General features: G+C 63.9%; 30 protein-coding genes. 14 read left to right on the forward strand and 16 right to left on the reverse strand.

Features of this window, described 5'->3' with window-relative positions; translation table 11 throughout:
* The first annotated feature begins 245 nt into the window (after positions 1-245).
* A complete protein-coding gene (locus tag JQ632_RS01325) occupies positions 246-2,000 on the forward strand; it encodes an ABC transporter ATP-binding protein/permease (RefSeq protein WP_212400451.1) in 1,755 nt (584 codons plus the stop codon).
* A gap of 269 nt (positions 2,001-2,269) precedes the next feature.
* Here JQ632_RS01325 and JQ632_RS01330 read toward each other — a convergent pair whose 3' ends face one another.
* The 5 genes from JQ632_RS01330 to JQ632_RS01350 form a co-directional block, all read right to left on the reverse strand.
* Positions 2,270-3,280, reverse strand: a complete 1,011-nt coding sequence (locus tag JQ632_RS01330) for a TorF family putative porin (protein ID WP_212400452.1) — start codon at positions 3,278-3,280, stop codon at positions 2,270-2,272.
* A 382-nt stretch (positions 3,281-3,662) separates the two neighbouring features.
* Complete coding sequence (locus tag JQ632_RS01335) at positions 3,663-4,022, reverse strand: hypothetical protein (protein ID WP_212400453.1); 360 nt, start codon at positions 4,020-4,022, stop codon at positions 3,663-3,665.
* A gap of 80 nt (positions 4,023-4,102) precedes the next feature.
* Positions 4,103-5,428 carry a glycolate oxidase subunit GlcF gene (gene glcF, locus JQ632_RS01340; RefSeq protein WP_212400454.1) on the reverse strand — a complete coding sequence of 442 codons (1,326 nt, stop codon included), beginning with the start codon at positions 5,426-5,428 and terminating at the stop codon, positions 4,103-4,105.
* On the reverse strand, positions 5,425-6,666 hold the full coding sequence (locus JQ632_RS01345; RefSeq protein ID WP_212400455.1) for an FAD-binding protein: 1,242 nt from the start codon (positions 6,664-6,666) through the stop codon (positions 5,425-5,427). The genes glcF and JQ632_RS01345 overlap by 4 nt, the downstream gene beginning before the upstream one ends.
* A gap of 80 nt (positions 6,667-6,746) precedes the next feature.
* A complete protein-coding gene (locus tag JQ632_RS01350) occupies positions 6,747-8,240 on the reverse strand; it encodes an FAD-linked oxidase C-terminal domain-containing protein (RefSeq protein WP_212400456.1) in 1,494 nt (497 codons plus the stop codon).
* Positions 8,241-8,492: 252 nt separating this feature from the next.
* Here JQ632_RS01350 and cycA point away from each other — a divergent pair, with 252 nt between their 5' ends.
* A complete protein-coding gene (gene cycA / locus JQ632_RS01355; protein ID WP_212400457.1) occupies positions 8,493-8,888 on the forward strand; it encodes a cytochrome c-550 CycA in 396 nt (131 codons plus the stop codon).
* Between the two features lie 21 nt (positions 8,889-8,909).
* On the opposite strand, the gene JQ632_RS01360 is transcribed toward cycA, so the two are convergent.
* Positions 8,910-9,866 carry an alpha/beta fold hydrolase gene (locus JQ632_RS01360; protein WP_212400458.1) on the reverse strand — a complete coding sequence of 319 codons (957 nt, stop codon included), beginning with the start codon at positions 9,864-9,866 and terminating at the stop codon, positions 8,910-8,912.
* Positions 9,867-10,186: 320 nt separating this feature from the next.
* On the opposite strand from JQ632_RS01360, the gene JQ632_RS01365 reads away from it, so the two are divergent.
* Positions 10,187-10,369, forward strand: coding sequence for a hypothetical protein (locus JQ632_RS01365; RefSeq protein ID WP_212400459.1), 183 nt, complete (start codon positions 10,187-10,189; stop codon positions 10,367-10,369).
* 36 nt (positions 10,370-10,405) lie between these two features.
* Here the strand turns inward: JQ632_RS01365 and JQ632_RS01370 are convergent, their stop codons facing one another.
* The 4 genes from JQ632_RS01370 to JQ632_RS01385 all read right to left on the reverse strand — a co-directional run bounded on the left by JQ632_RS01370 (position 10,406) and on the right by JQ632_RS01385 (position 12,314).
* The gene (locus JQ632_RS01370) at positions 10,406-10,669 is read right to left on the reverse strand and encodes a hypothetical protein (RefSeq protein ID WP_212400460.1); all 264 of its coding nucleotides are present in this window, start codon (positions 10,667-10,669) and stop codon (positions 10,406-10,408) included.
* A gap of 134 nt (positions 10,670-10,803) precedes the next feature.
* Entirely contained in the window at positions 10,804-11,454 is a 651-nt protein-coding gene (locus tag JQ632_RS01375; protein WP_212400461.1) for a tetratricopeptide repeat protein, read from the reverse strand.
* Between the two features lie 103 nt (positions 11,455-11,557).
* Complete coding sequence (ykgO, locus tag JQ632_RS01380; RefSeq protein ID WP_006611362.1) at positions 11,558-11,683, reverse strand: type B 50S ribosomal protein L36; 126 nt, start codon at positions 11,681-11,683, stop codon at positions 11,558-11,560.
* A 208-nt stretch (positions 11,684-11,891) separates the two neighbouring features.
* Positions 11,892-12,314 carry a MaoC family dehydratase gene (locus tag JQ632_RS01385; RefSeq protein WP_212400462.1) on the reverse strand — a complete coding sequence of 141 codons (423 nt, stop codon included), beginning with the start codon at positions 12,312-12,314 and terminating at the stop codon, positions 11,892-11,894.
* Positions 12,315-12,468: 154 nt separating this feature from the next.
* Here JQ632_RS01385 and JQ632_RS01390 point away from each other — a divergent pair, with 154 nt between their 5' ends.
* The 5 genes from JQ632_RS01390 (at position 12,469) to JQ632_RS01405 (ending at position 15,971) form a co-directional block, all read left to right on the forward strand.
* Positions 12,469-13,353: an amidohydrolase family protein gene (locus JQ632_RS01390; protein ID WP_212400463.1), complete on the forward strand. Its 885-nt coding sequence runs from the start codon at positions 12,469-12,471 to the stop codon at positions 13,351-13,353.
* Positions 13,354-13,378: 25 nt separating this feature from the next.
* Positions 13,379-14,119 (forward strand): haloacid dehalogenase type II, encoded by a 741-nt coding sequence (locus JQ632_RS01395; protein ID WP_212400464.1) that lies wholly within the window; start codon positions 13,379-13,381, stop codon positions 14,117-14,119.
* On the forward strand, positions 14,116-14,583 hold the full coding sequence (locus JQ632_RS01400) for a YbaK/EbsC family protein (protein ID WP_212400465.1): 468 nt from the start codon (positions 14,116-14,118) through the stop codon (positions 14,581-14,583). The genes JQ632_RS01395 and JQ632_RS01400 overlap by 4 nt, the downstream gene beginning before the upstream one ends.
* A gap of 279 nt (positions 14,584-14,862) precedes the next feature.
* The gene (locus tag JQ632_RS39995) at positions 14,863-14,991 is read left to right on the forward strand and encodes a hypothetical protein (protein ID WP_283817628.1); all 129 of its coding nucleotides are present in this window, start codon (positions 14,863-14,865) and stop codon (positions 14,989-14,991) included.
* A gap of 113 nt (positions 14,992-15,104) precedes the next feature.
* A complete protein-coding gene (locus JQ632_RS01405; RefSeq protein WP_212400466.1) occupies positions 15,105-15,971 on the forward strand; it encodes an adenylate/guanylate cyclase domain-containing protein in 867 nt (288 codons plus the stop codon).
* Positions 15,972-16,148: 177 nt separating this feature from the next.
* Here JQ632_RS01405 and JQ632_RS01410 read toward each other — a convergent pair whose 3' ends face one another.
* Together JQ632_RS01410 and JQ632_RS01415 are read right to left on the reverse strand one after the other, a co-directional pair.
* Positions 16,149-16,499 (reverse strand): hypothetical protein, encoded by a 351-nt coding sequence (locus JQ632_RS01410; protein WP_212400467.1) that lies wholly within the window; start codon positions 16,497-16,499, stop codon positions 16,149-16,151.
* A 95-nt stretch (positions 16,500-16,594) separates the two neighbouring features.
* Complete coding sequence (locus JQ632_RS01415) at positions 16,595-17,584, reverse strand: tripartite tricarboxylate transporter substrate binding protein (protein ID WP_212400468.1); 990 nt, start codon at positions 17,582-17,584, stop codon at positions 16,595-16,597.
* Positions 17,585-17,771: 187 nt separating this feature from the next.
* Between JQ632_RS01415 and JQ632_RS01420 the strand changes: the two genes are divergently transcribed.
* Entirely contained in the window at positions 17,772-18,029 is a 258-nt protein-coding gene (locus tag JQ632_RS01420; RefSeq protein WP_212400469.1) for a hypothetical protein, read from the forward strand.
* A gap of 2 nt (positions 18,030-18,031) precedes the next feature.
* Here the strand turns inward: JQ632_RS01420 and JQ632_RS01425 are convergent, their stop codons facing one another.
* Positions 18,032-18,967 (reverse strand): LysR family transcriptional regulator, encoded by a 936-nt coding sequence (locus JQ632_RS01425; protein WP_212400470.1) that lies wholly within the window; start codon positions 18,965-18,967, stop codon positions 18,032-18,034.
* Positions 18,968-19,083: 116 nt separating this feature from the next.
* Here JQ632_RS01425 and JQ632_RS01430 point away from each other — a divergent pair, with 116 nt between their 5' ends.
* From JQ632_RS01430 to JQ632_RS01445, 4 genes are all read left to right on the forward strand, one after another.
* Positions 19,084-19,836, forward strand: coding sequence for an SDR family NAD(P)-dependent oxidoreductase (locus tag JQ632_RS01430; protein WP_212400471.1), 753 nt, complete (start codon positions 19,084-19,086; stop codon positions 19,834-19,836).
* Positions 19,837-19,870: 34 nt separating this feature from the next.
* On the forward strand, positions 19,871-20,569 hold the full coding sequence (locus JQ632_RS01435) for a pirin family protein (RefSeq protein WP_212400472.1): 699 nt from the start codon (positions 19,871-19,873) through the stop codon (positions 20,567-20,569).
* A 204-nt stretch (positions 20,570-20,773) separates the two neighbouring features.
* Positions 20,774-21,373 carry an NAD(P)H:quinone oxidoreductase gene (wrbA, locus tag JQ632_RS01440; protein ID WP_212400473.1) on the forward strand — a complete coding sequence of 200 codons (600 nt, stop codon included), beginning with the start codon at positions 20,774-20,776 and terminating at the stop codon, positions 21,371-21,373.
* 59 nt (positions 21,374-21,432) lie between these two features.
* Positions 21,433-21,570 (forward strand): hypothetical protein, encoded by a 138-nt coding sequence (locus JQ632_RS01445; protein WP_212400474.1) that lies wholly within the window; start codon positions 21,433-21,435, stop codon positions 21,568-21,570.
* A gap of 19 nt (positions 21,571-21,589) precedes the next feature.
* Here the strand turns inward: JQ632_RS01445 and JQ632_RS01450 are convergent, their stop codons facing one another.
* On the reverse strand, positions 21,590-22,060 hold the full coding sequence (locus JQ632_RS01450) for an Lrp/AsnC family transcriptional regulator (protein ID WP_249151185.1): 471 nt from the start codon (positions 22,058-22,060) through the stop codon (positions 21,590-21,592).
* A 122-nt stretch (positions 22,061-22,182) separates the two neighbouring features.
* Between JQ632_RS01450 and JQ632_RS01455 the strand changes: the two genes are divergently transcribed.
* On the forward strand, positions 22,183-22,725 hold the full coding sequence (locus tag JQ632_RS01455; RefSeq protein ID WP_212400476.1) for an alpha/beta hydrolase: 543 nt from the start codon (positions 22,183-22,185) through the stop codon (positions 22,723-22,725).
* A 7-nt stretch (positions 22,726-22,732) separates the two neighbouring features.
* On the opposite strand, the gene JQ632_RS01460 is transcribed toward JQ632_RS01455, so the two are convergent.
* Both JQ632_RS01460 and JQ632_RS01465 read right to left on the reverse strand, forming a co-directional pair.
* A complete protein-coding gene (locus JQ632_RS01460) occupies positions 22,733-23,578 on the reverse strand; it encodes an acyl-CoA acyltransferase (RefSeq protein ID WP_312015547.1) in 846 nt (281 codons plus the stop codon).
* Between the two features lie 233 nt (positions 23,579-23,811).
* Positions 23,812-25,092 carry a hypothetical protein gene (locus tag JQ632_RS01465; RefSeq protein ID WP_312015548.1) on the reverse strand — a complete coding sequence of 427 codons (1,281 nt, stop codon included), beginning with the start codon at positions 25,090-25,092 and terminating at the stop codon, positions 23,812-23,814.
* Between the last annotated feature and the right edge of the window lie 22 nt (positions 25,093-25,114).

Here is a 25,114-nt window from a genome sequence, read left to right on the forward strand (position 1 = left end):
CATGATTGACAGGGAGCGATGGCGCCTTCAGAGCTCGGGCGTCCTGGCATCCCCAGGGGTGGTCGCCCCCCTGCTCACAAGGTCGCGAAGTCCCCGACGACCCCACCCTGCGACATTTTGACCATGCTAGGGTTGCCAGCAGGGACATGCCAACGCAAATCGCGAGATTTGCAACTTAAGTCTAAGCGCGCTTATTTCTGCCGTGACCTCAGGCATTTGCGCCATCCCGCAGGAGATCCAAGTCTGTGAACAACATCCGCGCGACGCTCGCGATCGTTGGGCGTATCGCCGCCCCCTATTTCCGATCCGAGGACAAATGGGCCGGCCGCGGCCTGCTTGCCGCTGTGATCGTGCTCCAATTGTCGCTGGTCGCAATCAATGTCCTGGTGAACCAGTGGCAGAAGCGATTTTACGACGCCCTTCAGGACTACAACTGGGAGGTCTTCGTCAGGGAGATCTGGATCTTCATTGGCCTCGCTTCGGCTTTCGTGGCGCTGTCGGTCTATCAGCTCTACCTGAATCAATGGCTCCAGATCCGTTGGCGCAACTGGCTCACCCGGCACTATGTCGGTGAATGGCTCGACGGCGCAACGCATTACCGTATGCAGCTAATGGGGGATGCAGCCGATAACCCTGATCAGCGCATCACCGACGATGTCAAATCGTTCGTCGAACTGACGCTGTCGATCGGCGTGGGTCTGCTCAGTTCGATTGTGAGCTTCTTCTCGTTCGTGATCATCCTGTGGGGACTGTCCAATGAGGCCCCCTTGCATCTTTTCGGCATGGATTTCGCGATACCCGGCTATCTGGTCTGGGCCGCGATAATCTATGCAATTCTCGGCACGGCACTCACTCAGTGGATCGGTTCGCCGCTCATCAATCTCAATTACGAGCAGCAGCGCTATGAGGCCGATTTCCGCTTTAACCTGGTCCGGGTTCGCGAGAATTCCGAGCAGATCGCACTATTGAAGGGCGAGACTGCCGAGCGCCAGCGGTTGCTTCAGCGCTTCGGCGCGGTGATCGGCAACTGGTATGCGATCATGAGCCGGACCAAACGAATCACCGCATTCACCAACAGCTACAATCAGGCGGCCGTAATCTTCCCCTACGTGCTCATCGCGCCGGCCTTCTTCGCAAAGAGGATTCAGCTTGGTGCCATGATGCAGACCGGCTCGGCATTCGGCAGTGTGCAGGACGCATTGTCGTTCTTCGTTACGTCGTATCGTACAATTGCCGAATGGCGTGCGGTCGTTGCCCGTCTCGACGGCTTTGAGATGTCGATCTCCTCGGCCAACAAGCTCGAGAAGCAGGAGCAGACGATCGGCTTCAGCCCTTCCGAAGGCGAACGGACGATCGGACTCGAAGCGTTGCTGGTAAAACTGCCGAACGGCACGCCGCTGGTCACCGCCGACGACTTCACGATCGGCGTCTCCGAGCGCGTGCTGGTGACGGGCCCGTCAGGCTCGGGCAAGTCGACGCTGTTCCGCGCCATCGCCGGCATCTGGCCGTTCGGCAAGGGGACGATTGCAATCCCCGGAAAGGCCCGGCTGATGATGCTGCCGCAGCGGCCGTACTTCCCGGTCGGCGCGCTGCGCGACGCCATCGTCTATCCGGCCGAGCGTGACGTCTTCAAACCGGGGCAGATCCGCGAGGCGGTGATTGCGGTCGGATTGCCCAAGCTTGCCGAGCGGCTGGAGGAGGATGGGCATTGGAACCGGATGCTGTCGCTCGGCGAGCAGCAGCGGCTGGGCCTGGCGCGGGCGCTGCTGCATGCACCGGACTATCTGTTCCTAGACGAGGCGACCGCGTCGCTGGACGAGCCTTCCGAAGAGCGGCTCTACCGGCTGCTCGAGGAGAAGCTGCCGTCGACCACGATCGTCTCGATCGGACACCGCTCGACGCTTGAGGCCTTCCACACCCGCAACGTCGCGCTGGTTCGGGACGGCGAGCAGCATGTGCTCCGGGGTATCGGCGAGCCGGCGAGCTCGGAGGCACGCTGAAGGCGAGGGCTCAATATTTCCGCATCGTCATGGCCGGGCACAGCCGTCCGTAGGACGGCGTCGCTTCCGCTCGCCTACGTCCCGGCCATCCATGGCCTTTCCCTCCGCACGAAGAACGTGGATGCCCGGCCCTGCGCCGCGCCGAAGGGGCTTCGACCCCGCAAGCGGGACAAGCCCGGGCATGACGGAGTGGGTGGCGGAACAGTCCCCGAAAACAAAAAGGGCGGCAGATCGATCTGCCGCCCTTTTCAGTCGTCTCAGGGAGAAACTTACTTCAGGTTGGTCATCGCCGTCAGGTCGAAGGAGAGCTTGGCAACGCCGGCGGCGGAGCACCAGTTCGAGCCGACACCGGACGGATTGATCGCGGTCACGAAGGTACCGGTCGAGGCGGTGATGTTGCCGCGCGCCGCGAAGTCGCTGGTGAAGGCGTTGCAGTCACCCTTCGAGAGGTCGGTGTCGTAGTAGCGCAGGTCCAGCGTGAACACCTTGTAGGTGAAGGCGACGCCGATGTTCCAGGTGTTGTAGTCGGCGTACTTGATGCCGTTCGGGAACGCCAAGGTGCCGTAGAAGCTGTCGGAGGTCCCGAGCCACTGACGGCCGAACTCACCCGAGACGAACATGCCGACGCCGCTCGAACCGAACAGGGTGCTGGGCGCGGTGTACTTGCCGGTGATCGAGGTGTAGTTGCCCCAGGCGCCCGAGTTCAGGTAGCTCGGGGTGTAGTACTCGTTCACACCGAACGCCCAGTTGTCGTTCACGGTGTAGGTCACCTTGCCGTAGACTTCGAAGAAGTTGAGGTTCTTCTTGATCACATTGGCGTTGAGCAGGGCCTTCTCGGCGCAGTCGGCGCCCTGGAAGTTGCCGGCGAAGTCGATGCCGGGAGCGCCGAAGTAGCAGGTGCCACCCGGATACAGGTAACCCCAGACGCCGATGTCGAAGGCGAAGGCGCCGAAGGTCGGGCGGATACCGCCGTAGATGTCGACCTCGGCGGCAGCGCGGTTCGGGAAGGAGATGCTTTCAGCGGACGCGCCGATATAGAGCTGCAGGTCCTTGGTGACGTTGTAGCGCGGCTCGAAATAGGCCGTGACCGACGGCTTGTGGTTCGACTGGGTGATACCGCGGAAGATGTAGTCGTTCATGATACCGCCGCCGAAGGCGATATCCCAGGGATCGAAGGCCGGCGGCGGGGGTACCTTCACGGCCTTCACCGGCATGTCTGCCGCCAGAGCCGAACCCGAAACCATTGCCAGCGCCGTTGCCAACAAAGCCAACTTCTTCATTGCGATCCCCATCACCGAGTTAAGGCCAGTCCGATCCCGGCGCCCCCGGGGCATGCGACCTGACTGCGAAATTTCTAACAAACGCAATCTGGTCCGGGGGACAGTGACAGTGAAGCAAAAAACGCGAGCAACTGCCGACTTTTTAGGCGTTCTACCGATTCCGGCAAAGGTTATCGGCGTGTGTTGCATCTCGAACACAATATTTGCCTTGCATGGTGTGCTTTGAGCCTCGTGTTTCTACGGGGGGCGGTCGAGGTGTGGGGAGAACGTCACCGCGAATCAAAGGGGCTGAGTCCGGCAGGCCCCAACGATGCAAAAAGGCCGCAGCGTTACCGCTGCGGCCTTCTTGCTGGGCAAGTCCCAGGATTGTGTTGAGGGGCGGCTAGCCCTGCCCTTCGGCCGGTGCGGACGAAGCGTCAGCAGCCGTCGAAGGGGTCGCCCAGCTCGCCTCCGGCGCGGGCTCGGGAGCAGGAGCTGCCATCGGAGCTGCGGGCTTGGGGGCCGGTGCGGCCTTCTTGGGAGCGGCTTTCTTTGCTGCCTTCTTGGGAGCCGCCTTCGCAATTTTCTTCGCAGCCTTCTTGGCAGCTTTCTTCGGGGCGGCCTTCTTTGCCGACTTCTTGGCTGCTTTCTTCGCGGCCTTCTTCGTCTTCCTGGATGTCTTCTTCTTGGCGGTCTTCTTCGCCGCTACGGCCTTCTTGGCTTTTTTGGCCTTCTTGCTTTTCTTCTTCTTCGCTTTCGCCATCGTGATCCTCCTGTTGCCGCCGAACTATGATCGATCGGGCGTCTTCAGTCGTCTCCACCTCCGGGCGCGGCGCCAGCCGATCAATTCATGGTCGGCCGCGAACCGCCCGTCGCCCAATCGAGAAGCTCAATCGTGTGCACGACCGGAACTGACGTGCCGCCGGCAATCTGCACCATGCAGCCGATATTGCCCGCGGCGATCATGTCCGGCTTGACGCTCGCGATGTTGGCGACCTTGCGATCACGCAACCTGCCCGCAAGGTCGGGCTGGAGAATGTTGTATGTCCCCGCCGAACCGCAACACAAATGGCTCTCCGGGACATCTTTCACCACGAATCCATTCTTGGAAAGCAATTCTTTCGGAAGCTCTCTGATTTTCTGTCCGTGCTGCAGTGAACAAGCCGAGTGATACGCAACGACGACGTTGTCCTGCCAGTCGTCTCGCCGCGTCGTCGTCTGCAACGGCAGGCCGGCGACGTATTCGGTGATGTCCTTTGCGAGCTGCGAGACGTGCGCGGCATCGGCCGCGAAGTCGGGATCCTCGCGCAAGAGATAGCCGTAGTCCTTGACCACCGTGCCGCAGCCGGACGTCGTCACCAGGATGGCGTCGAGGCCTTCCTTGGCGGCTTCCGCGCGCCATGCCGCGACGTTGGCCCGGGCCCGCGCCAGCGCGTCGCCGTCGCGGCCGAGGTGATGGGTCAGCGCGCCGCAGCATTGCTCGTCCTTCACCAGCACGACCTCGACGCCGTGGCGGGTCAAAAGGTTGATCGCCGCCTGATTGATGCGCGGCGCCAGCACCTGCTGGGCGCAGCCCTGCAGCAGCGCGACCCGGCCGCGCTTCCTGCCGAGCGGCGCAAACACGCTGCCGGAAACCGGCCCCGGCGGCGGCAAACGCCCCGGCGCAAGTGCGAGCATCGCCTTGAGCCGCGAGGTCAGGCCGGGCGTGGCCGATGGCGGTGGTGACGGCAGGAGCACTGCGAACGGCCGGGCGAGCCGCGCCAGCCACATGCTGGCGCGGAAGCGCGCCGGGTCCGGCAGGACGAAGGCGAGCACCGCGCGCAACAGCCGTTCGACAACCGGCCGCTGATAGCGCTCCTCGATCCTGACCCGGGCCTGGTCGACGAGGTGCATGTAGTTCACCCCGGACGGACAGGTGGTCATGCAGGCAAGGCACGACAGGCAGCGGTCGATATGCTTGACCACCTCCGATGTCGGCGCCTGGTCCTTCTCCAGCATCTCCTTGATCAGGTAGATGCGGCCGCGCGGGCTGTCGAGCTCGTCGCCGAGCAGCACATAGGTCGGACAGGTGGCGGTGCAGAAGCCGCAATGCACGCAGGCGCGCAGGATCTTGTCGGCTTCCGCGATATCGGGGTCGGCGAGCTGCGCCAGTGAGAACTCGGTTTTCATGCCGCCGCCGCGCCCCGCGTCAGGCGCCCCCGGTTGAGGATGGTCTTCGGATCGAAGCTCGCCCGCACCCGCTCGCCCAGGGCCGCGACGCCAGCTGGCTGCGGGTGGAACACCTCGACACTGCGCCTGATGTCCTCGCTGGCGCGGACCAGCATGGCGTGCCCGCCGACGGCGTCCGCGCGCCTGCGGACGGCCGCTGCATGCGCATCGGCGTTCGGCGGCAGCGCTGCCCAGATCAGCCCACCGCCCCAATCGTAGAGCACGTCCCCGCCGGTCTCGCGTGCCAATTGCTGGCCGAGCGTTCCACCTGCGGCCGGCGGGCAGACGATCCGCCACACCGGCCAGGCGCCGAGCGCGCCGCCGGCGGCGAACGGCAGCACGTCGCGGATCGCGGCCCAGAGCGCAGCCGAGGCATCGTCCTCCACCACCACGGCCGTTCCGAACGGCGCGAGCAATTCGCGCAACGAGGCGGCGCGGTGGGCGGCGGAGGCCGTGATGCCCTCAAGCCGCAGCACGGTCAGCGCCTCGCCCTGTGAGGCGATCGCGCCCAGCCCCTCCATTTTGGGGCGGAAGGCCGATTTCGGCAGATGGGCGGCGCCGGAGACGTCGAATGGCGAGCCGAGCGCAGCGGTCATCGCCTTGTTGGCGGCGGCATCGTCCAGACCGCGCAACAGCAGCGTCCGCTCGGCCTCGGGCTTCGGCATGACCTTCAGCGTCACCTCGGTCATGACCGAGAGCGTGCCCCAGGACCCCGCCAGCAATTTGCAGAGATCGTATCCGGTGACGTTCTTCACCACCTTGCCGCCGGTCTTGAAACTGTCGCCGAAGCCGGACACCGCATGCGCGCCCAGGAGATGGTCGCGCGCCCCGCCCGCCCGGATACGCCGCGGACCGGCCAGCCCGGCCGCGATCATGCCGCCGATAGTGCCCAGGGCTGGCGTGCCCAATAGCGGCGCGGTGTGCATGGGCTCGAAGGCGAATTGCTGGTTCTTGGAGTCGATCAGCGACATCACGTCCGCAAGCGGCGCGCCGGCCTCAACCGTGATGATCAGCTCGTTGGGCTCGTAGGAGGTCACCGCGTTGAGCGCGGAGACGTCGAGCACGGCATTGGTGGCCATCGCATGGCCGATTGAACGCTTGGAGCCATGGCCGATGATCTCGAGCGGCTGCTCATTGGCAATCGCCGCGCGCACCACCTCTTCGACGTCTTTTGCGTCTCTGACCTTGAGCGTATCCACGACACGAGCCGGTAACGAAGTTCACACCAGAAAGCAAATTTCGCGCATCGCGGCGAAGCGCGCATCGGGCCGCTCGCGCCTCAGAACCGCGGAATATCCGGAAACGCCAGCTTGCCGGCATGGACGTGCATGCGGCCGAGCTCGGCGCAGCGGTGCAGCGTCGGAAACACCTTTCCCGGATTTAGCAGGCCCTGCGCGTCGAAGGCGCATTTCAGCCGCTGCTGCTGGTTCAGGTCTACTTCCGAAAACATCTCCGGCATCAGGTCGCGCTTCTCGATGCCGACGCCGTGCTCGCCGGTAAGCACACCGCCGAACTCGACGCAGGCGCGCAGGATGTCGGCGCCAAAGGCCTCGGCGCGCTCGATCTCGCCGGGCTTGTTGGCATCGTAGAGGATCAGCGGGTGCAGATTGCCGTCGCCGGCATGGAACACATTGGCGACGCCGAGCTGGTATTTTTCCGAGAGCTCGCGGATGCGCGCCAGCGCCTTCGGCAATGCGCCGCGCGGGATGGTGCCGTCCATGCAGAGATAGTCCGGCGAGATGCGACCCACCGCCGGGAAGGCCGCCTTGCGGCCGGCCCAGAACAGATTGCGCTCGGCCTCCGAGGTCGAGATCTGGCAGGTGGTCGAGCCGCAGGCTTGCGCGATCGCCTCCACGCGCGTGATCAGCTCGTCGACCTCGACGCCGGGACCGTCGAGCTCGATGATGAGGAGCGCCTCGACATCGAGCGGATAGCCGGCATGGACGAAAGCCTCCGCCGCGTGGATCGCGGGCTTGTCCATCATCTCCATGCCGCCCGGAATGATGCCGGCGCCGATGATCCGCGCGACGCATTCGCCGGCCGCCTCGACTTCGGCGAAGCCCACCATCAGCGCGCGCGCCGTCTCGGGCTTTTGCAGGATCCGCACCGTGATCTCGGTGATGACACCGAGCAGGCCCTCCGAGCCGGTGATCACGCCCATCAGATCGTAGCCGGCGTTCTCGCACCCCTTGCCGCCGATCCGCAAAATCTCGCCGCTCATCAGCACGATCTCGCAGCCCAGCACGTTGTTGGTGGTCATGCCGTATTTCAGGCAATGCACGCCGCCGGAATTCTCCGCGACATTGCCGCCGATCGAACATGCGATCTGCGAGGACGGATCGGGCGCATAGTAGAAGCCGGCATGCGCGACCGCCTGGCTGATCGCGAGATTGGTGACGCCTGGCTCGGTGACGACAACGCGGTTGTCGAAATCGATCTCGCGGATGCGCTTGAACTTGCCGAGCCCGAGCAGCACGCCGTCCTCGAGCGGCAGCGCGCCGCCCGACAGCGACGTGCCGGATCCGCGCGGCACCACCTTGATGCCCTCGGCGGCACAATATTTCAGGACCAGCGACACCTGCTCGGTGGTATCGGGGAGCACGACGACCATGGGCGGCTGCCGATAGGCCGTGAGCCCGTCGGATTCATAGACCCGCATCTCCGCCGGACTGTCGATCACGCCCTCGCCCGGCACGATCGCGCGAAGAGCGGCAACGATCTCACTGCGGCGCGCCAGGACCGCGGTGTCGCTCGCAGGCATCATGATGGCCATAATCGGAAACTCTCCTCGCCGGCGCAATTTGTGACGACAAATCAATCATGTCCGCAAGGCTTTGGGCAAGGATTTAGGCAAGACTTTGGGATGGTCATCCGAAGGTCCCATTGCTTTGTTGCAGCGCAAGTTCTCTCTGGGGCAAGTCTGGCATCGTGAAACCTGCCAAGGTTTCACGGCTTGTCCACCTGTCGCGGACCTGCCAAAACCACGACCCTCAATCTGACCCCGGGAAGAGACGAAGAGCATCCTATGACAAAACTGACTTTGGGCGCACTGGTTGCCCTCGCCATGACCGCCGCAGCATCCAATGCGATGGCGCAGGACGCCGCAGCCGGCAAGACGTCGTTCAACAAGTGCTTGGCCTGCCACGCCATCGGCGAAGGCGCCAAGAACAAGGTCGGCCCCGAGCTCAACGGCCTCAACGGCCGCAAATCCGGAACTGCGCCGGACTACAATTATTCGGACGCGAACAAGAATTCCGGAATCACCTGGGACGAGGCGACGTTCAAGGAATACATCAAGGACCCGAAGGCCAAGATCCCCGGCACCAAGATGGCGTTCGCCGGTATCAAGAACGAGACAGAGATCAACAATCTCTGGACCTTCATTGCCCAGTTCGACAAGGACGGCAAGGTCAAGCAGTAAGGCCTCGCGCCGAGGCGGCCGCTAATCGGCGGCCGCCGTCACCGGAACGATCCCCGCGATCATCGCCTCGATCTCGGTCTTGACGAGATCCGGCACCGCGTTCTGCACCATGTGGCCGAGCTCGGGCAGCACGATCAGCTTCGCATTGGCGACTGTCGCGGCAAACGGCCGGGCGTGGATATTGGTCGACACGGTCTTGTCGGGCTCGCCGGCGATGATCACCGTCGGAACCTTGATCTCGCCGTAGCGCGCAACTTGCGCGGCGACGGCCTCCTTCAGCGTCACCAGATCATAGGCGTTGGCGATGAACTCGCGCGGGCGCAGCAGCAGCGGCGTCGCCGAGTCCTTCACAAATCCATCCGGCATCAGTTGCGGCAGGAAAACGCTTTGCGCGCCGGGATCGAGCAGGAAATAGCCGAGCGGGAGCGTGACCGTGTAGGCGAGCAACGGACCGATCACCGGCGTTGCGATGATCTTGTTGTAGCGGCCGACGCCGCCGCGCCAGGGATGGGTCACCGGCGCGAGCATCACGAGGCCCGCGACACGGGCCGGATGATCGAGCGCAATCCGGGCGCCGAGCGCGCCGCTCCAGGAGTGCACCACAAAGACGGCGCGGGCGATGCCGAGCTTGGCAAGCGCTTCGTCGATCATGCGCGCCTGCACGTCGGGCGTGGAATCCGCGCGCCGCGCCCGCGTGCTCCAGCCATGGCCAGGACGATCGATCAGGACCACGCGATGGTCCTTCGCCAGGAGATCGCCGAGCGGGCGCCGCATCGCCTCGAGATTGGAGCTCGCGCCGTGCAGCATCACGATCGGCGGGCCGGAATCGCGCGGGCCGAGGTCGACGACGTGCAGCGTTGCGCCGGCCACCTCGACCATCTCACCCGGTGGCGGATAGGCGTGCTCGACGGCAAAGACGCCGGCTTGCGTGATCAGCGCCAGCACAGCCAGCGCCGTCACGACTGAGATCACGATCATGGAGATGGTCCGGGAAAACTTGGGCACACGACAGCTACGGTTCTAACCGATGACAGTTTCGCCCGCCGCCGGTTCCAGGGAAAGTACGGCCTGTGGATAGCGGGGGCATCTGGAACAGCAAAAATCATAATAAAATCAGCGCCAATTCCGCGGATTTCAGGTCGACGGCATCGGCTTCATGCGACCGTCATCGCCTCGTCCATATAATCGCCACGGTCGGTTCGGCCATCTAGGGCAAATGGGCGCCGATCCTCCACGCGAGTCCCGAGGGAACGCGGGAACGACCGGCAGATGGTCTGGTTTGAACCGGAGATACCTTGATGAGTGTCAGATCAAACGACGCTGCGATCGACGAGATCGTCGCGAGCTGCAATGGCGATCTTCGCGGTGCCGTGCGGGCGCTGCTGCTGATCAACGAACATCTCGAGACCGAGCTCGCTAAGCTCTACGCCGCGGCCGCCGACCACAGCCTGGTCGAGCGCGGCAACAGCGCGCTGCATTAGAGCGCAAGGCGCCTTAGCCTCTGCTTTGAGCATCACCTAGTCGGTTGCGCTCTCGCCGTCCTTCTCTTCGTCGGGATTCGCCGGCGGACAGGCACGGATCGTCGAGCGGGCAAGCTTCGCATCGGCTCGGGATCGATATGGGCCGTCGCCGAACCAGATGTCGCCGATGATGACCGGATTGCTGGTCACGATCTCGCATTTGCCCGTGGCGCGATCGCCGACCACCCAGAACATGCCATCCGCCAGGCCCGCCGTTGCGGTCGCGAGCAGCAAGGCGCCTGCGGCTATCCAGCATTTCATGGCTTCGCTCCTGCCGTTCATGTCATGCAGGTAGGTCCGCGCAGGCTGGAATGATATCCCCCGACAACGCGACGGATCGGCGCGTGGTTAATGCCCGAACGCCGCAATCGCTCAAGAACGCTGCGAATTGAGGGTTAGATATCGCGCCCCTCGACCTTCTCGGTCAGCGACTTGACCTGATCGGGGATCTTGTCGAGGTGCGGATTGACGGCGAGCGCCTTGCGATAGGCATCCAGCGCGCGCTTCTCGTCGCCGAGCTCCTGCATGATCATGCCGAGCCCGGCGAGCGCGCCGAAATGGCGGGGCTCGCGGATCAGCACCTGCTGGATGTCAGCCAGCGACCGGCCGTAATCGTTCTGCATGTAGTAGAGCGTCGCGCGCCGGTTCCAGGCCTCGATATAGTCGGGTCGCAGCTTGAGCACGGCGTCGAGCAGCTTGATCGCAACGTCGATCTTCTGCGCATCGACCGCTGCCTTCGCCCGCGTCATCAGGAGTGCCGCGGTGTCGCTCGGGGTCTGCAGCCAGATCGCCCAGATCCGCGCCTCGACATGCTTGGCACTGGCGTCGTCCGGCGCCGCCTTCAGCGCTCCGAACAGGAAATCGAGATTTTTGCTGCGATCGACCTTCGGCAGCTTGGCTGGCGCCTCCGGCAGCTTCTTCTGCTTGACCGGCGGCCCCTTGGGACCGTCCTGCCCAAGGTTTTGGGCAAACACCGGGGCGACGGCGACGATCGCAGCCAGAACAACCGCCAGACGGAGGGAGCGTGCGAAGAATCTCACTGTCATGGTGAAAGTCTAAACGCGACAAGCCGCCCTTGCATAGCAAGGACGGCGTCAAAGTCGTGTGAGACCGTGGTCTTGCGGGCGGGCGCGAGGCCTCAGCCGGGGCTTAGCCCTGGCGAGCCTTGAAGCGGCGCTGCACCTTGTTGATCACATAGACCCGGCCCTTGCGGCGGACCAGGCGGTTGGCACGGTGGCGACCGCGCAGCGATTTCAGCGAGTTACGGACCTTCATGGCAGAATCCTGAACGTTCGAAAGGCCGTGTTCGGCACTACCGTTTCGGCACGCGCGAATGTGGCAAAATGAGATCTTTCCCGCCGGCGGACGACCGCCCGGGACGGGGCGGTTCTTAAGCCATGGGGGGCGCCGGTGTCAATGCAAACGACCTGTTTCGAGCCGATTAACCCAAGCTGACTTCCGGATTTGGCCTGAATCGGCCCCATTAATCCACCGGGAACTCGACCAAGGCCTCCCCGGTCGCGACCCGCTCCTCGTTCCAGTTGCGCACGACGACGTCGATCTTTGCGGTCGCCTGCTTCGCCTTGATGAGTCCCGACGGCCAGATGGTGTCGCCGGGCCGGAGCGGCTTCAGCCAGCGGGTCTCGAGCCGGCGGTGGATCGCGCCAGCCGGATAGGCCCAGTCGGTGATCATGCGCGAGATCAGGCCAAAATTGTTCATGCCGTGCATGATCACGCCACCGAACTGGGTCTTGCCAAAACTGCCCTTCATGTAGTCGTCGTCGAGATGCAGCGGGTTGTAGTCGAGCGAGGCATCGCAGAACAGGCGGATGGACTCGCGGCTGACGGCGAATTGCGGGCCCTCAATGAGATCGCCGGCGTTGAGACTGTCGAACGTGAGGATCATGTGCGCTCCTCCTTCACATCCCGTTCCGATTCAATCGGAACGGAAAAGGCGCCAGCGCGGGGATGGCCGCCGACCAATGCAACAATGGCGGCTTGCCAAATTCGTTATATGATATAATCAATTTGCGGAAAACGCGTTTGCCGGGAGGATCCAGATGCCGAAACTCAAACTGCCTGACATCGAGAAAGTCGTCGCGATCGACATCCACACCCATGCCGAGGAACCCTGCGGCTGCCATCCCGACGACGGCTATGACGACTTCCAGGCGCAGATGGCGGAGTATTTCAAGTCGCCCAACAAGCATCCGCCGACCGTGCCGGAGACCGCGGCCTATTATCGCGCCAAGAACATCGCGGCCGTGATCTTCCCGGTCGATGCCGAACGCGAGACCGGTTTCCGCCGCTACAACAATTACGAGATGCTGGAGGTCGCCTCCGACCATCTCGACGTCCTCATTCCCTTCGTCTCCATCGACCCGCACAAGGGCAAGCTGGGCGCGCGCGAGGCGCGCAAGCTGATCGAGGAATACGGCGTCCGCGGCTTCAAATTCCACCCGACGATGCAGGGTTTCTACGCCAACGACCGTCTGGCCTACCCGCTCTATGAAGAGATCAACAATGGCGGCGCGATCGCGCTATTCCACACCGGCCAGACCGGCGTCGGCTCGGGCATGCCCGGCGGCATGGGCATGCGGCTGAAATACTCCAACCCGATGTACATGGACGACGTCGCGGCCGACTTCCCCGACCTCAAGATCATCCTCGCGCATCCCTCCTTCCCCTGGCAGGAAGAGGCGCTGTCGGTCGCGACCCACAAGCCGAACGTCTATATCGACCTGTCCGGCTGGTCGCCAAAGTATTTCCCGCCGATCCTGGTGCGCTATATCAACTCGATCCTGCAGGATAAGATGCTGTTCGGCTCGGACTGGCCGGTGATCACGCCGGACCGCTGGCTCGCTGATTTCGCCAAGATCGATATCCGCGAGGAGATCAGGCCGAAGGTGTTGAAGGCGAACGCGAGAAAGCTGCTCGGGATCTAGCCCAAGAATCTGATTGAGGGTCTGCGTGACGATCAAAGCCGTCGTCTTCGACGCCTACGGAACGCTCTACGACATCCAGTCGGTGGCTGACATCACCGAGGATGCGTTTCCGGGCTACGGCGAGATCATCACGCAAATCTGGCGCATCAAGCAGCTCGAATACACCTGGTTGCGCTCGCTGATGCAGCGCTACCAGGATTTTGCGACTGTTACCCGCGACTCGCTCGCCTATACGCTGCGCGTGCTCGGCCTCGTCCATGACGCTGTTGCGTTCGAGCGCGTGATCGAGAAATATCTTCACCTTGACCTCTATCCGGACGCGGCGAGCGCGCTTGCGGCGCTGAAGCCGCGCAAGCTTGCCATCCTCTCAAACGGCAGCCCGGACATGCTGGACGCGCTCGTCCGCAACTCCGGGCTCGATCGGCTGCTCGACGCCACGATCAGCGTCGATGCGAACAGGATCTTCAAGCCGAGCCCGCAAGCCTACGCGCTGATCGGCGAGAAGCTCGGCACAAGCCCGGACGAGGTGCTGTTCGTCTCCTCCAACCCGTGGGACGTGGCGGGCGCGAAAGCGTTCGGACTGAAGGTCGCCTGGATCGAGCGGGTGACGCCCGAGGCCATGGCGCTGGCTTGCGTCGAGAACGAAGTCGTGGCACCGCTGACCATGTTCAAGGCGATCCGGACCCAGATGGACGAGCTCGGGTTCGCGCCGGATCACCGTGTTCGCTCACTCGCCGAGCTGCCAGGAATTGTCGCCCGCTCATGAGTCTGGAATCCGTTCGCGCCTTCTTCGCCGAGAAAGCCCCCGACATATCAGTGATTGAATCGCCGATCAGTTCGGCCACGGTGCCGCTCGCTGCCGAGGCCTATGGCGTCGAGCCCGGCCGCATTGCCAAGACATTGTCGTTACGGATCGGCGACCGCGTGATCCTGATCGTCGCCGCCGGCACGTCGCGGATGGACAACAAGAAGGTGAAGGCGCAGTTCGGCGGCAAGCCAAAAATGCTCGGGCTCGAGGAGGTCGCCGAGATCACCGGGCACGAGGTCGGCGGCGTCTGCCCGTTCGGACTGAAGGCGCCGCTGCCGATCTATTGCGACGTGTCGCTGCAAGCTTTTGACGTGGTGGTGCCCGCTGCCGGCTCAACCCACAGCGCCGTGCGCATCGCGCCTGACCGTCTGGCCGAACTGGTCGGCGCCGAATGGGTCGATGTCTGCGAGCACAGACCTTAGCGGGCCAGGATAGGTCCGAAATCCAGGCGACCTCGCGACCTAAAGCGCGATGGCTTTAGATTGAATCTCCATCGCGATTTAGCTCTTTGTTTGAGCATGATCTTTTCGGAAGACCGCTACGCACTTTTCCGGATCATGCTCTAGCCGCCCCAGCCGCAGTAGGGGCGGCAGCGATAGCGCGCACTATGCCAATGGCCCCAGCCGCGGTGCCACCAGCCGAAACGCGCTTGGACCAGGTCGCTCTCCTGCACCGTTGGCTTGGCGACTCCGGACAAAGGAGTGACCGGAGCAGCCATTGCCGGTGCGCCGAGCAATATCGCGCCAATCACGAAAAGCGCTGCAGGAATTTTGCTCATGGACATCACATTCCTCCAAACCGCGATTTCCAACCGCAATCAACTTGGCTGATTGCAATTCGTTGCACGGTTATGACGGTTTCGGGCCAGGGCCGGTCCTTAAACCGCCACGGTGCCGAATGCGATGCTTGCTGCCTATGCGTTGGGGAGGCTACCATATGGACGATGACCGACGACAAGGTGAAACGACGGCTGACCACGGTCCTGTGCGCTGATGTGCAGGGTTATTCTCGCCTCATGGAAGCAGACGAGGCGGGAACGTTGGGAACGCTCCGCCGCTACCGCACTGCCATTGCTGGATTGGTGGAGCGCCATGACGGGCGGATCGTGAATACCTGGGGCGATGCCGTGATCGCCGAGTTCGCGAGCGTCGTCGAGGCCGTGCAATGTGCGGTCGAAATTCAGCAGGAAATTTCCAACCAGGATTCGGACCCACCGCACGCGCAGCCGATGCGGTTTCGCATCGGCATCAATCTTGGAGATGTGATGGTGGACGGGTCCGACATCTTCGGCGACGGAGTCAATATCGCGGCGCGGCTGCAAGAACTCGCCGAACCGGGTGGCGTCGTGATCTCCGGTTCCGTCTACGATCAGGTGCGCAACAAGTTACCTGTTGGCTTCGACTGTCTCGGCCAGCGCCCCATGAAGAACGTCGCTCCCATGACCAGCTATCGCGTGACCATGGGCGGCCGAGCTACCGGGCAACGGAGCTTCCCGGTCGACGAAAGCCCCACTCTCAAGGGGGAAGCGGTTGCGACTTCGGAAGCTGGCGCTCGGCGGATTGGCCACACGCACGAGCCATCCACATGGATGCGCGTCGTCTCGGATTGGCTAAAGAGCCTACCCCGCCCGGTTAAAGGGGCCCTCACGATCTCAGCCTTCCTGATTCTGATCAATGTTTTTACCGGCATGCACAAGATCTGGTTCCACTGGCCGGTCGCAGCAATACTCTTCGGTGTCATTCTGCGGACAGCGCTCGGGCATAGACATGAGTCCGACGGCAAAGGGGAGCGCCGAACCAGTCGGGAGTGAGACGGCTCAGCCGTTGCGACCGAATCTTCGCGCCAACGCCTAGCCTTACTGGGTCACAAGCATTCTCCCCCTCATCCTGAGGGCACCCCGAAGGATGGCAGCGGGCGAGAACCGGGCCTTCATGGTTCGAGACGCGCTTCGCGCTCCTCACCATGAGGATCTCGTGACACAATAGAACTAATCGTCGTCATCGTAATAAGGCCGCGGCGGGGGCGCCGCAGGAGGCGGCAAGTTGTTGTATCGCGGCGGCGCGGTCCGGCCGCGCGGCGGGGGTAGCGGCGGCTGGGCCTGGTTGCTGGTTTCGAACACCGCGCGGCATCCGCTCGAAAGCTGCGGCGTGTTCTGCCGCAGGCAGGCGACGATGCGATTCACGTCGGGAATCTGGTCGCTGCACAGGCGCCAGACATCCGGCGTGCAGGCCATCTGTTGTTCCATGGTGCCGCGGTATTCTTGCGCGGAGACGGCCCTCGTGGCGACCGTGCCGCCGATCGCAAGCGCCACTCCGAGAGCAATCGGCCCTGTTCGCATGTCCCGATCCTTCTCATTTTCTCTCAAACGCTCCTCAATCAATGAGGCGCGGGAAGGTTCTGGACCAACAACAAAATGTGAGAGCCGGAGCGGAACTATTCCACCTTGCCGATCTTCTTCACCGCCGCGATCAGCCGCGCGCTGTCCTCTTTGACGAATTGCGCAAACTCCGGCGCATCCTGATAGGCGACGAGACTGCCCGACGCCTCGAATGTCTTGATGACATCGGGGCTCTTCATCACCTGCGCCATAGCCTCGCGCAACCGGTTGACGATCGGCGCGGGCAGCGCGCTCTGCCCGAACACGCCGGCCCAGATATACATTTCGACGTCCTTGTAGCCGAGCTCCTGGAGCGTCGGCACGTCGGGGAAGCTCGCGATACGCCGCGCACCGCAATTGCCGAGCACGCGCAGCTTGCCGTCATCAACCTGCGGCTTCAGTGTGCCGGGCGCCGCCGCGATCGCCTGCACCGTGCCGCTGAGGATCGCGGTCAGCGCCGGACCGGCGCCGCGGAACGGCACGTGCAGCAGTTTGATGTCGGCGCTGCTCGCGAACATCTCCATCGCCACATGCAGCGTGCCGTAGGGACCGGACGAGCCGTAGGTGATCTGTCCCGGACGCTTCTTGGCGTCGTCGACGAAATCCTTGACCGTCTTCCACGGCGCCGACGCCGGCACCGCAAGCAGCGTGGGATCGGCGAGCACGCGCGCGATCGGCGCGAACTGCGAGACCTCATAGGCGACCGGGCGGTCGAACAGGCGATCGGCTTCGGGAAGAACCGCGAGCGATGACAGCGTCATCAGCAGCGTGTGCCCGTCCGGCTCGGCGCGGGCCGCCGCCGCATTGCCGACGGAGCCGCCGCCACCGCCGGCGCGATTGTCGACGATCACGGGCTTGCCGAGAATGCGCTCCAGCGCGAGCGCGACCGGGCGCGCCGCGAGATCGGCCTGGCCGCCCGCCGGAAACGGCACGATCATGGTGATGTTTCGCGAGGGATAGCCGCCTTGCGCCAGGCTGGTTCGCGGGAGCGCGGCTTGAGCCAACGGCAGCAGCGCCGCCGCGCGCAGGAGATCGCGTCGATTCATCGGATAGCCCCTCCCTCGAGTCTTCTTGTTGCGGACGACAGCCTAACGCAGCGATGCCGGCGAACAAAGGTATCTCCGTGCCGCTTCGCACGCTGCGAGCCGCGCGTTTACCAGCCGTTATCCCTGCCCGCATGCGCAGCGGAACGGAACCTGATGTGGGCCAGTTGACGTCCCGGGAGATCGCGGGATGAACGAGCTTGGCACCATCGATGGCGCGCTCGACGAGATACTGGTCAATCTCGCCGCGATCGTGCTGCGGCTTTCGAAGCCGGAGATCACCAACACGCCGGACGCGCAGCAGGCGCTGGCGCGCTCCGTCCATCAATATTCGGTCTGCGCATCGCACTCCTCCGATCCGCGCGTGCACGCGTTGAAGGCGGAGCTGGAGGCGACGTTGAGGCCGCGTTTGCGTGTCATCGCAGGCGGCGGGACGAAGATGTCGTAACGTTACGACTTGCGCGCACCTGTCTTCGGGCGCCGCTTGCAGGTCAGCGGCAACTTCGCCGCGAGGAAATCGGCGAGCACCTCGACGCGTGCGGGACGCGGGCCGCCGGGCGGCATCACCAGATGCACGGCGCCTTCCGCCTGCTTCCAGTCTTTCAGGATCACCTCGACCTCGCCAGACGCGATGGCTTCGCCGACGATGAACTCGGGAAGATCGGCGATGCCGAGTCCGGCGACGACCGCGGGCATGACGGCTTCGCCATTGTTGACGCGAAGCTGCCCCGCCGGACGCACGCTCGCCTGCTCGCCCGCAGCATTGGTGTAGTGCCAGACGTTCGGCGTGGAGAGATAGGCGTAGCTGAAGCATTTGTGCTCGGCCAGATGCATCGGATGCGTCGGCCGGCCCTGGCGCTTCAGATAGGACGGGGCCGCCACCGTGTAGCGCGGCATGGTGAAGAGCCGCCGCGCGATCAGCGAAGAGTCCGGCAGCCGCGCGATGCGCAGCGCCGCATCAAAGCCATCGCCGATCAGATCGACGGTCGCATCGCTCAGATGCAGGTCGACCGACACTTCCGGATAGGCCTGGAAGAATTCCGGCAAGAGCGGCGCCACCGCCTTCACCCCGAACGTCATCGGCACCGCGAGACGCACGAGGCCGCGCGGCGCGACCGACTGCGCCAGCGCCTCGTTTTCCGCCGCCTCGCCGTCGGCGAGCAGGCGCGTCGCCCGGTCGGCGAGCTTGTGCCCGGCATCGGTGAGCGCAAGCCGGCGCGAGGTGCGGTTGAACAGACGCGCGCCGAGCCGTTCCTCCAGCCGAGTCACCGCCTTGGAGACCGTCGCCTTGGACATTCCGAGTTCGCCGGCGGCGGCCGCAAACGACCGCAATTCCACGACTTTTGCGAAAATCGCGAGCGCCTCGAAATCCGGGAGTTTGGCCATGGGTGCGATCCCTAGGGTTGTTTATGGAAACAATGTGTTTCAACAGTTTCTATTTCTATACCACAGACGAGAGCTTATCCAAGCACCATCAGACATTCAGGGAATGGAGAAATCCAATGACCAAGAAGCTCTCAGGCAAGGTTGCCCTCGTCACCGGCGGGTCGCGCGGCATTGGTGCTGCGTCCGCCCGCGCGCTCGCCGATGAAGGCGCCGACGTTGCCATCAGCTATGTCGCCTCGCCCGACAAGGCCGAGGCGGTGGTTGCCGAATTGACCGCGAAGGGCGTCAGGGCGCGCGCCTTCAAGGCGGACCAGGCCTCGGCCGCGGACGTCGAGCAGTTGGTGAAGACCGTCGCGAAGGAATTCGGTCACCTCGACATCCTCATCAACAACGCCGGTGTCGCTGCCGGCGGCGCGACCGACGATCCCAAGGCCGACGCTGCGACGCTGGCCCGCCAGGATGCCGTCAACGTCCACGGCGTGATCGCGGCGATCCGCACCGCGTCGCAATTGATGGGCGACGGCGGCCGCATCGTGACGGTGGGCTCGATGCTCGCGGACCGCGCCTCGTTTCCGGGTCTGGCCGACTACGTCGCGACCAAGGCTGCGGTCGTCGGCTACACCAAGGGCGCAGCGCGCGACCTCGGCCCGCGCGGTATCACCGTCAACGTCGTGCAGCCCGGTTCGATCAACACCGACATGAACCCGGACGACGACCGCGACTTCGCGGAAGCCCAACGCAAGCAGCACGCGCTGCAGCGCTTCGGCAGGCCGGAGGAAGTGGCGGCCGGCGTGGTTTTCCTGGCGAGCCCGGAAGCCTCCTTCGTCACCGGCACCGTCCTCAACGTCGACGGCGGCTTTGGCGCCTGATCGAACGACATTCATTCAGCAAGGAACTATTCCCATGATCGAACTTAGACCCTTTGCAAAGCTCGGCGGCGCCGATCACGGCTGGCTCAAGGCCAAGCATCACTTCTCCTTCGCGAGCTACTACGATCCCGCCAATGTGAGCCATGGATCTCTGCGGGTGTGGAACGACGACGAGATCGCGCCGAACACAGGCTTTCCCGCCCATCCCCACGCCAACATGGAAATCATCACCTATGTCCGCGAGGGCGCGATTACCCATCAGGACAGCCTGGGTAACAAGGGCCGGACCGAAGCCGGCGACGTGCAGGTCATGAGTGCCGGCAGCGGCATCCGCCACTCCGAGTACAATCTCGAGCCGACCAAGACCAAGATCTTTCAGATCTGGATCGAGCCGACCGCGCGCGGCGGCCAGCCCACCTGGGGCTCAAAGCCGTTCCCGAAGGCCGATCGCTCCGGCAAGCTGGTGACGATCGCGAGCGGCGACGAGAAGGACACGGATGCACTTCCGATCCGCGCCAACGCGCGTGTGCTCGCCACCACGCTGAAGGCCGGCGAGAGCGCCGAATACGCGCCGCAGAAGTCGCGTCACCTTTATCTCGTGCCGGCGCAAGGCGCGATCGAGATCAACGGCGTGCGCGTCAACGCCCGCGACGGCGCCGCGATCCGCGACGAGGACAGTTTGAAGATCACGGCTCTGGAAGATTCCGAGCTGGTGCTCGTCGACGCGGCCTGAGCCCTACTACAATTCGTCATGCCCGGGCAGAAGCGCGTCTTCGCGCTAGATGACCCGGGCATCCATCACCTTCGGAAGTGTCTTTGAAGGGCGATGGATTGCCGCGCCTACGCCTCGCCGAAGAGGCTTCGGCCTCGCAGGCGGATCAAGCCCGGCAGTGACACCGAATTCTCGAACTCACCCATCACCCCAACGGAGACCATCATGGCAAAAGTTCTCGTCCTCTACTATTCCGCCTACGGCCACATCGAAGCGATGGCGAATGCCGTCGCTCAAGGCGCGCGCGAAGCAGGCGCGACCGTCGACATCAAGCGCGTGCCTGAGCTCGTGCCGGCCGAAGTCGCAAAGGCCTCGTATTACAAGGTCGACCAGGCCGCACCGGTCGCGAAGATCGAGGACCTCGTGAATTACGACGCGATCATCGTCGGCACCGGCACCCGCTTCGGCCGCATGTCGTCGCAGATGGCGAACTTCCTCGACCAGGCCGGCGGGCTCTGGGCCAAGGGCGCGCTGCACGGCAAAGTCGGCGGTGCCTTCACATCGACCGCGACCCAGCATGGCGGCCAGGAAACCACGCTGTTCTCGATCATCACCAACCTCCTGCATTTCGGCATGGTCGTGGTCGGCATGAACTACGGCTTTGCCGGCCAGATGAAGCTCGATGAAGTGACGGGCGGTGCGCCCTATGGCGCCACTACCATCACCGGCGGCGACGGCAGCCGCCAGCCCAGCGCCAACGAGCTCGCCGGCGCGCGCTATCAGGGGCGCGCGATCGCGGAGACCGCGAACAAGCTGCATGGCTGATGCGCTTCGGGGCGGCACTCTCTTTTGCGGGTGCCGCCCCAAAAGGAGAATTTGACGGCATGGCGGTGATTGAAGTTCTCATGATGGCGCAGATGATCCGGCGGCCGGTGCAGGCGCTGGCGCGGCGCTGGTATTGCCGCAGCCTGTTCCGCGCCTCGCGCGGCCGGCTGCATTGCGACGGCTGCAAGGAAACGTAATACGGGATCGTAACGCCTTCTACTCCGCTTTCTTCCTGAGCAGTTCACGACCGATCGGGCGAACCGGCTCGCTGCGCAACACCAGTGATGTCGTCACCGCGCCAAATCCTGCGATCCGGTCCACGATCGTCTCGAGGTCCTCCGGCGCCGGCACGAGCACCTTGAGCACAAAGCAATCCTCGCCCGTCACGCGATGGACTTCGATGATATTCGGGATCTCGCCGAACTTCCTGAGACAGGTCTTGATGTGCTCGTGCGACGTGCGCAGCCGGACCAGCGCCATCAGCCCCAGCCCAAGCGCACGCGGATTGACCCGCGCCCCATAGCCTTCGATGATGCCGGCTTCCTCGAGGCGCTTGACGCGCTCGGAGATCGCCGGCTGGGACAAGCCGATCGCGCGCCCGAGCTCGGACAGAGCTACGCGCGCATTCACCTGCAGCGCTTCGAGGATTTTGAGATCCTTGCCGTCGACGCTCCCGAAACGATCCAACCGAATTCTCCGTTCCACCTTGAGATCATCGGCAAATGGATGATCCGGCCGATGACTTGCCATGTCATGCAGGACCGGGACCGGTCACACTGCGCGCTCACCCCTGATATCACGAGGACGGCATGCGCAAAATGATCACTCTCCCCGGCATCGGAGGTTCGGGAGACACGCACTGGCAGACGCTGTGGGAGCGGGCCGAATCTGGCTTCATGCGCTTTAAGCCCGCGAGCTGGGATCATCCGCACCTGGACGATTGGATACAGTCGCTGGAGCACGCCGTCGCTGCCTGCGACGGGCCGCCCGTGCTCGTCGCGCACAGCCTCGCCTGCCTGCTGGTGGCCCATTGGGCCGCACGGTCATCATCACCAGTCGCGGGCACGTTCCTGGTATCCGTCCCCGATCCCGAAGGTAGCGCGTTTCCGGCCGAGGCCGCTTCGTTTCGATCCGTGCCGACCGCGCCGCTACGCTGTCCATCGCTCGTGATCGCGAGCACCGACGACCCCTATGGCGAACTCACGCAGACGCGGCGACGGGCACACGAATGGCGGTCGGGGTTGATCGTTGCCGGCGCGCTCGGCCACATCAACGCATCGAGTGGGCTCGGCGACTGGCCGCAGGGGCGAGGATTGCTGGACGCCTTCTGCGCCGGTCTCGCAAGAGGATGAGCAGCGATTAGCTGTCGAACAGCGCCGCTTCCGTAAACGCGAGGTCGCCGAGTCGCGGCGGCCGCGGGCCCTTGGCGTATTTTCGGCCGCGCTTCTCCGAATACCAGCCGACGATCCCCGATGCGGGGTGGTTCGCATCGAAGCGAACCAGCAGGCCGCCGCGCTTGGCGAGGAAGCGTCCGATATTTCCGGCAAACCTCACGAGTTCGGCGGTGTCCCGGCAATAGAGCAGGCGATAGACGGGCACGAGGTCCTTGACCAGGTGCTTCTGAAACACGAAGGGATGGCACGTCTCGCCGGCACGCACGACGACGCTGAGGCAGCCAAAGGACGCATGCTGGCGCAGCAGGTCGGCCTCGAAGGCTGAAAGCCCGTCGGCATGGTCTTCCCTGAACTGCTCGACGGTGGCACGCGGCGCGGGCCTCGAAAGCGCGAGCGCGCCGTACATCTGCCCCCTGCAATAGACTGAAAATCCCTGTGCCTCCACGGTCGCCCAGGTGTGCGGCGCCGGCGTGATGTTGAAATAGGTCACGCTCTTGTCGCGCGTCGCAGCGCGAACCATCTGCGAGCCGAACATCCTGAACTCGGGCTCGACATACCAGCTCGAGACATTGCAGCGAATGACGGTCTCGCCGTCTGCATGCAGCTCCGAAAACAAGAGCAGGATGACGCCGACCGGCACACCGCCGCGATCGAGGCAATAGCCGAACGCGGGATAGCCGGCCGGGCGCGCGCGCTGGGCATGACGCGCTAACCCGCGGCGCCAGTATTCGTTGGAGCGAAACGCAAAACCCTTGGTGAGCAGCGCGGCAATGGCCGGCAGATCGCTCTCGGCGATCTCGCGAACCTTCACGCCCGCCCCGGACGGCGGCGCAGGCATTGCACTCGGCGGATTCGAATTGTCCGTAAGCTGCACGTGCGCGCGACCCAAATGATCCATACTGCGACGATCGGTATCACAGCCAAATTGACGCATGGTGGATAACAGTATGTCGCGTTTCTTGCTTACAAAAGCAGCTGATAGCGACGACTTCGCTTGCGTTTACCTTAATGACGCCCAGCGCGCACAAGGATATCCGCGCCGAACTACCGCCGCGGCACGCGGATCATGAACGTTTCGCCTTCGCCGAGATCGCCCAGAACGTTGCGTCCGCCGGTCGCGGCAACGCGGCGGCGCAATCCTTCCCAACCCCAGATCTCGACCGTATGCGCCCAGTCGGGCAGCGTCAGCTCGAGCGCGCGGCCGGGCTTGTCCGTCCATCCCTGCAGGTTCTGCCAGACGTAGAGTTCGGCGTCCGGACTCGTCAGCGTATAAAGGCCGCGACTCTTGTCGATCGACGTCAGCGTCATGTCGCCGGCGAGCCGCAAGATCGTCTGCAGCACCACGCCGCGGATCTCCGGCGACCACGGGTTCTCGGTGACGGCCATGGCGTAGTGCGGGCCGTCGACGCGCGGCGTGTCCGCGAGATTCCAGGGAAATGCCAGCGCCATCGCAGGCGAATGCCCGTCCTGGCCGACAATCCCGACCTGATCCCAGAACGCGCTCAGAAACAATTTGCCGAGCACCCTGGAGTCGTCCCACTCCCCTGCCCGCGCCACGTTGAATTCGGTGGCGTAGAACCTGACGTCGCGCTTCAATCCCATCGCCTGCTTGACGCGGTCGAAGCAGGTTTGCGCGGAGAACTCGCGGCCGCGCGTGATCGGGTACCAGCGGTCGTTGTAGTAGGTGTGCAGATCGATGCCGTCGAGGCGGCCGTCTTCCAGCAGATCCGCGATCGCGGGCCCGTAACCGCGCAAGGTTGCATCGAGATGCGAATTGCAGGTCGCAAAGCCGCCCGGGACGACGCGCAAGGTGGCGTCGACACTGTGCACGCCATCGGCAAGTCCCGCCAAAGCGTCGTGGTAGGCCTGGCGCGGAATGTTGGCGAGCACGTCCGGTTCGTTGATGGCTGAGAAAACGGTGGCGCCCCATCCCGAGATACCGTTTTCCTTCGCCCATTCACCATCCGGGCGGAATCGATCCGCGATCGCCTTCCCGGCTTGGAACCAGTCGTTATACGATCCGATCGGTTGCGGAGGATCGAGCGTCTGATAGCTGCCGTCATATTCGAGCAGGATGATCGGCGTAATTCCATTCTTGTGCGCTTCGAGCATGCCTGCATCGAAATCTTTGGGTGTCGGAATGCGCGCGACCGTCCGCCAGCCGTAGGAATTCATTCGTCCGAGTTTGGCCCCGACGCCGTGCAGGGCCTCATAGAGCTGCTCAACGGCGGGCTTGCCCGCAAGATGCGTCACGAGGTTGCCGCCGCCGATGCGATCCCTCAGCCGTTCATTGCCTGCGCGGTCCGGCGGCGTGGCCTGCGCCACAGCCGGACATGACGCAATGGTT

The organism is Bradyrhizobium liaoningense (assembly GCF_018130955.1).
GTDB classification, from domain to species: Bacteria; Pseudomonadota; Alphaproteobacteria; order Rhizobiales; family Xanthobacteraceae; genus Bradyrhizobium; species Bradyrhizobium liaoningense_C.

What these genes read in the sequence shown, in the direction of transcription:
- JQ632_RS01375 (WP_212400461.1), bottom strand. Translation starts at nt 11,454, where the DNA reads ATGACAGTGAGATTCTTCGCACGCTCCCTCCGTCTGGCGGTTGTTCTG.
- JQ632_RS01405 (WP_212400466.1), top strand. Translation starts at nt 15,105, where the DNA reads ATGACCGACGACAAGGTGAAACGACGGCTGACCACGGTCCTGTGCGCT.
- JQ632_RS01330 (WP_212400452.1), bottom strand. Translation starts at nt 3,280, where the DNA reads ATGAAGAAGTTGGCTTTGTTGGCAACGGCGCTGGCAATGGTTTCGGGT.
- JQ632_RS01390 (WP_212400463.1), top strand. Translation starts at nt 12,469, where the DNA reads ATGCCGAAACTCAAACTGCCTGACATCGAGAAAGTCGTCGCGATCGAC.
- JQ632_RS01420 (WP_212400469.1), top strand. Translation starts at nt 17,772, where the DNA reads ATGAACGAGCTTGGCACCATCGATGGCGCGCTCGACGAGATACTGGTC.
- ykgO (WP_006611362.1), bottom strand. Translation starts at nt 11,683, where the DNA reads ATGAAGGTCCGTAACTCGCTGAAATCGCTGCGCGGTCGCCACCGTGCC.
- JQ632_RS01370 (WP_212400460.1), bottom strand. Translation starts at nt 10,669, where the DNA reads ATGAAATGCTGGATAGCCGCAGGCGCCTTGCTGCTCGCGACCGCAACG.
- JQ632_RS01425 (WP_212400470.1), bottom strand. Translation starts at nt 18,967, where the DNA reads ATGGCCAAACTCCCGGATTTCGAGGCGCTCGCGATTTTCGCAAAAGTC.
- JQ632_RS01445 (WP_212400474.1), top strand. Translation starts at nt 21,433, where the DNA reads ATGGCGGTGATTGAAGTTCTCATGATGGCGCAGATGATCCGGCGGCCG.
- cycA (WP_212400457.1), top strand. Translation starts at nt 8,493, where the DNA reads ATGACAAAACTGACTTTGGGCGCACTGGTTGCCCTCGCCATGACCGCC.
- JQ632_RS01360 (WP_212400458.1), bottom strand. Translation starts at nt 9,866, where the DNA reads ATGATCGTGATCTCAGTCGTGACGGCGCTGGCTGTGCTGGCGCTGATC.
- JQ632_RS01385 (WP_212400462.1), bottom strand. Translation starts at nt 12,314, where the DNA reads ATGATCCTCACGTTCGACAGTCTCAACGCCGGCGATCTCATTGAGGGC.
- JQ632_RS01400 (WP_212400465.1), top strand. Translation starts at nt 14,116, where the DNA reads ATGAGTCTGGAATCCGTTCGCGCCTTCTTCGCCGAGAAAGCCCCCGAC.
- glcF (WP_212400454.1), bottom strand. Translation starts at nt 5,428, where the DNA reads ATGAAAACCGAGTTCTCACTGGCGCAGCTCGCCGACCCCGATATCGCG.
- JQ632_RS01350 (WP_212400456.1), bottom strand. Translation starts at nt 8,240, where the DNA reads ATGGCCATCATGATGCCTGCGAGCGACACCGCGGTCCTGGCGCGCCGC.
- JQ632_RS01430 (WP_212400471.1), top strand. Translation starts at nt 19,084, where the DNA reads ATGACCAAGAAGCTCTCAGGCAAGGTTGCCCTCGTCACCGGCGGGTCG.
- JQ632_RS01435 (WP_212400472.1), top strand. Translation starts at nt 19,871, where the DNA reads ATGATCGAACTTAGACCCTTTGCAAAGCTCGGCGGCGCCGATCACGGC.
- wrbA (WP_212400473.1), top strand. Translation starts at nt 20,774, where the DNA reads ATGGCAAAAGTTCTCGTCCTCTACTATTCCGCCTACGGCCACATCGAA.
- JQ632_RS01455 (WP_212400476.1), top strand. Translation starts at nt 22,183, where the DNA reads ATGCGCAAAATGATCACTCTCCCCGGCATCGGAGGTTCGGGAGACACG.
- JQ632_RS01415 (WP_212400468.1), bottom strand. Translation starts at nt 17,584, where the DNA reads ATGAATCGACGCGATCTCCTGCGCGCGGCGGCGCTGCTGCCGTTGGCT.
- JQ632_RS01410 (WP_212400467.1), bottom strand. Translation starts at nt 16,499, where the DNA reads ATGCGAACAGGGCCGATTGCTCTCGGAGTGGCGCTTGCGATCGGCGGC.
- JQ632_RS01335 (WP_212400453.1), bottom strand. Translation starts at nt 4,022, where the DNA reads ATGGCGAAAGCGAAGAAGAAGAAAAGCAAGAAGGCCAAAAAAGCCAAG.
- JQ632_RS01365 (WP_212400459.1), top strand. Translation starts at nt 10,187, where the DNA reads ATGAGTGTCAGATCAAACGACGCTGCGATCGACGAGATCGTCGCGAGC.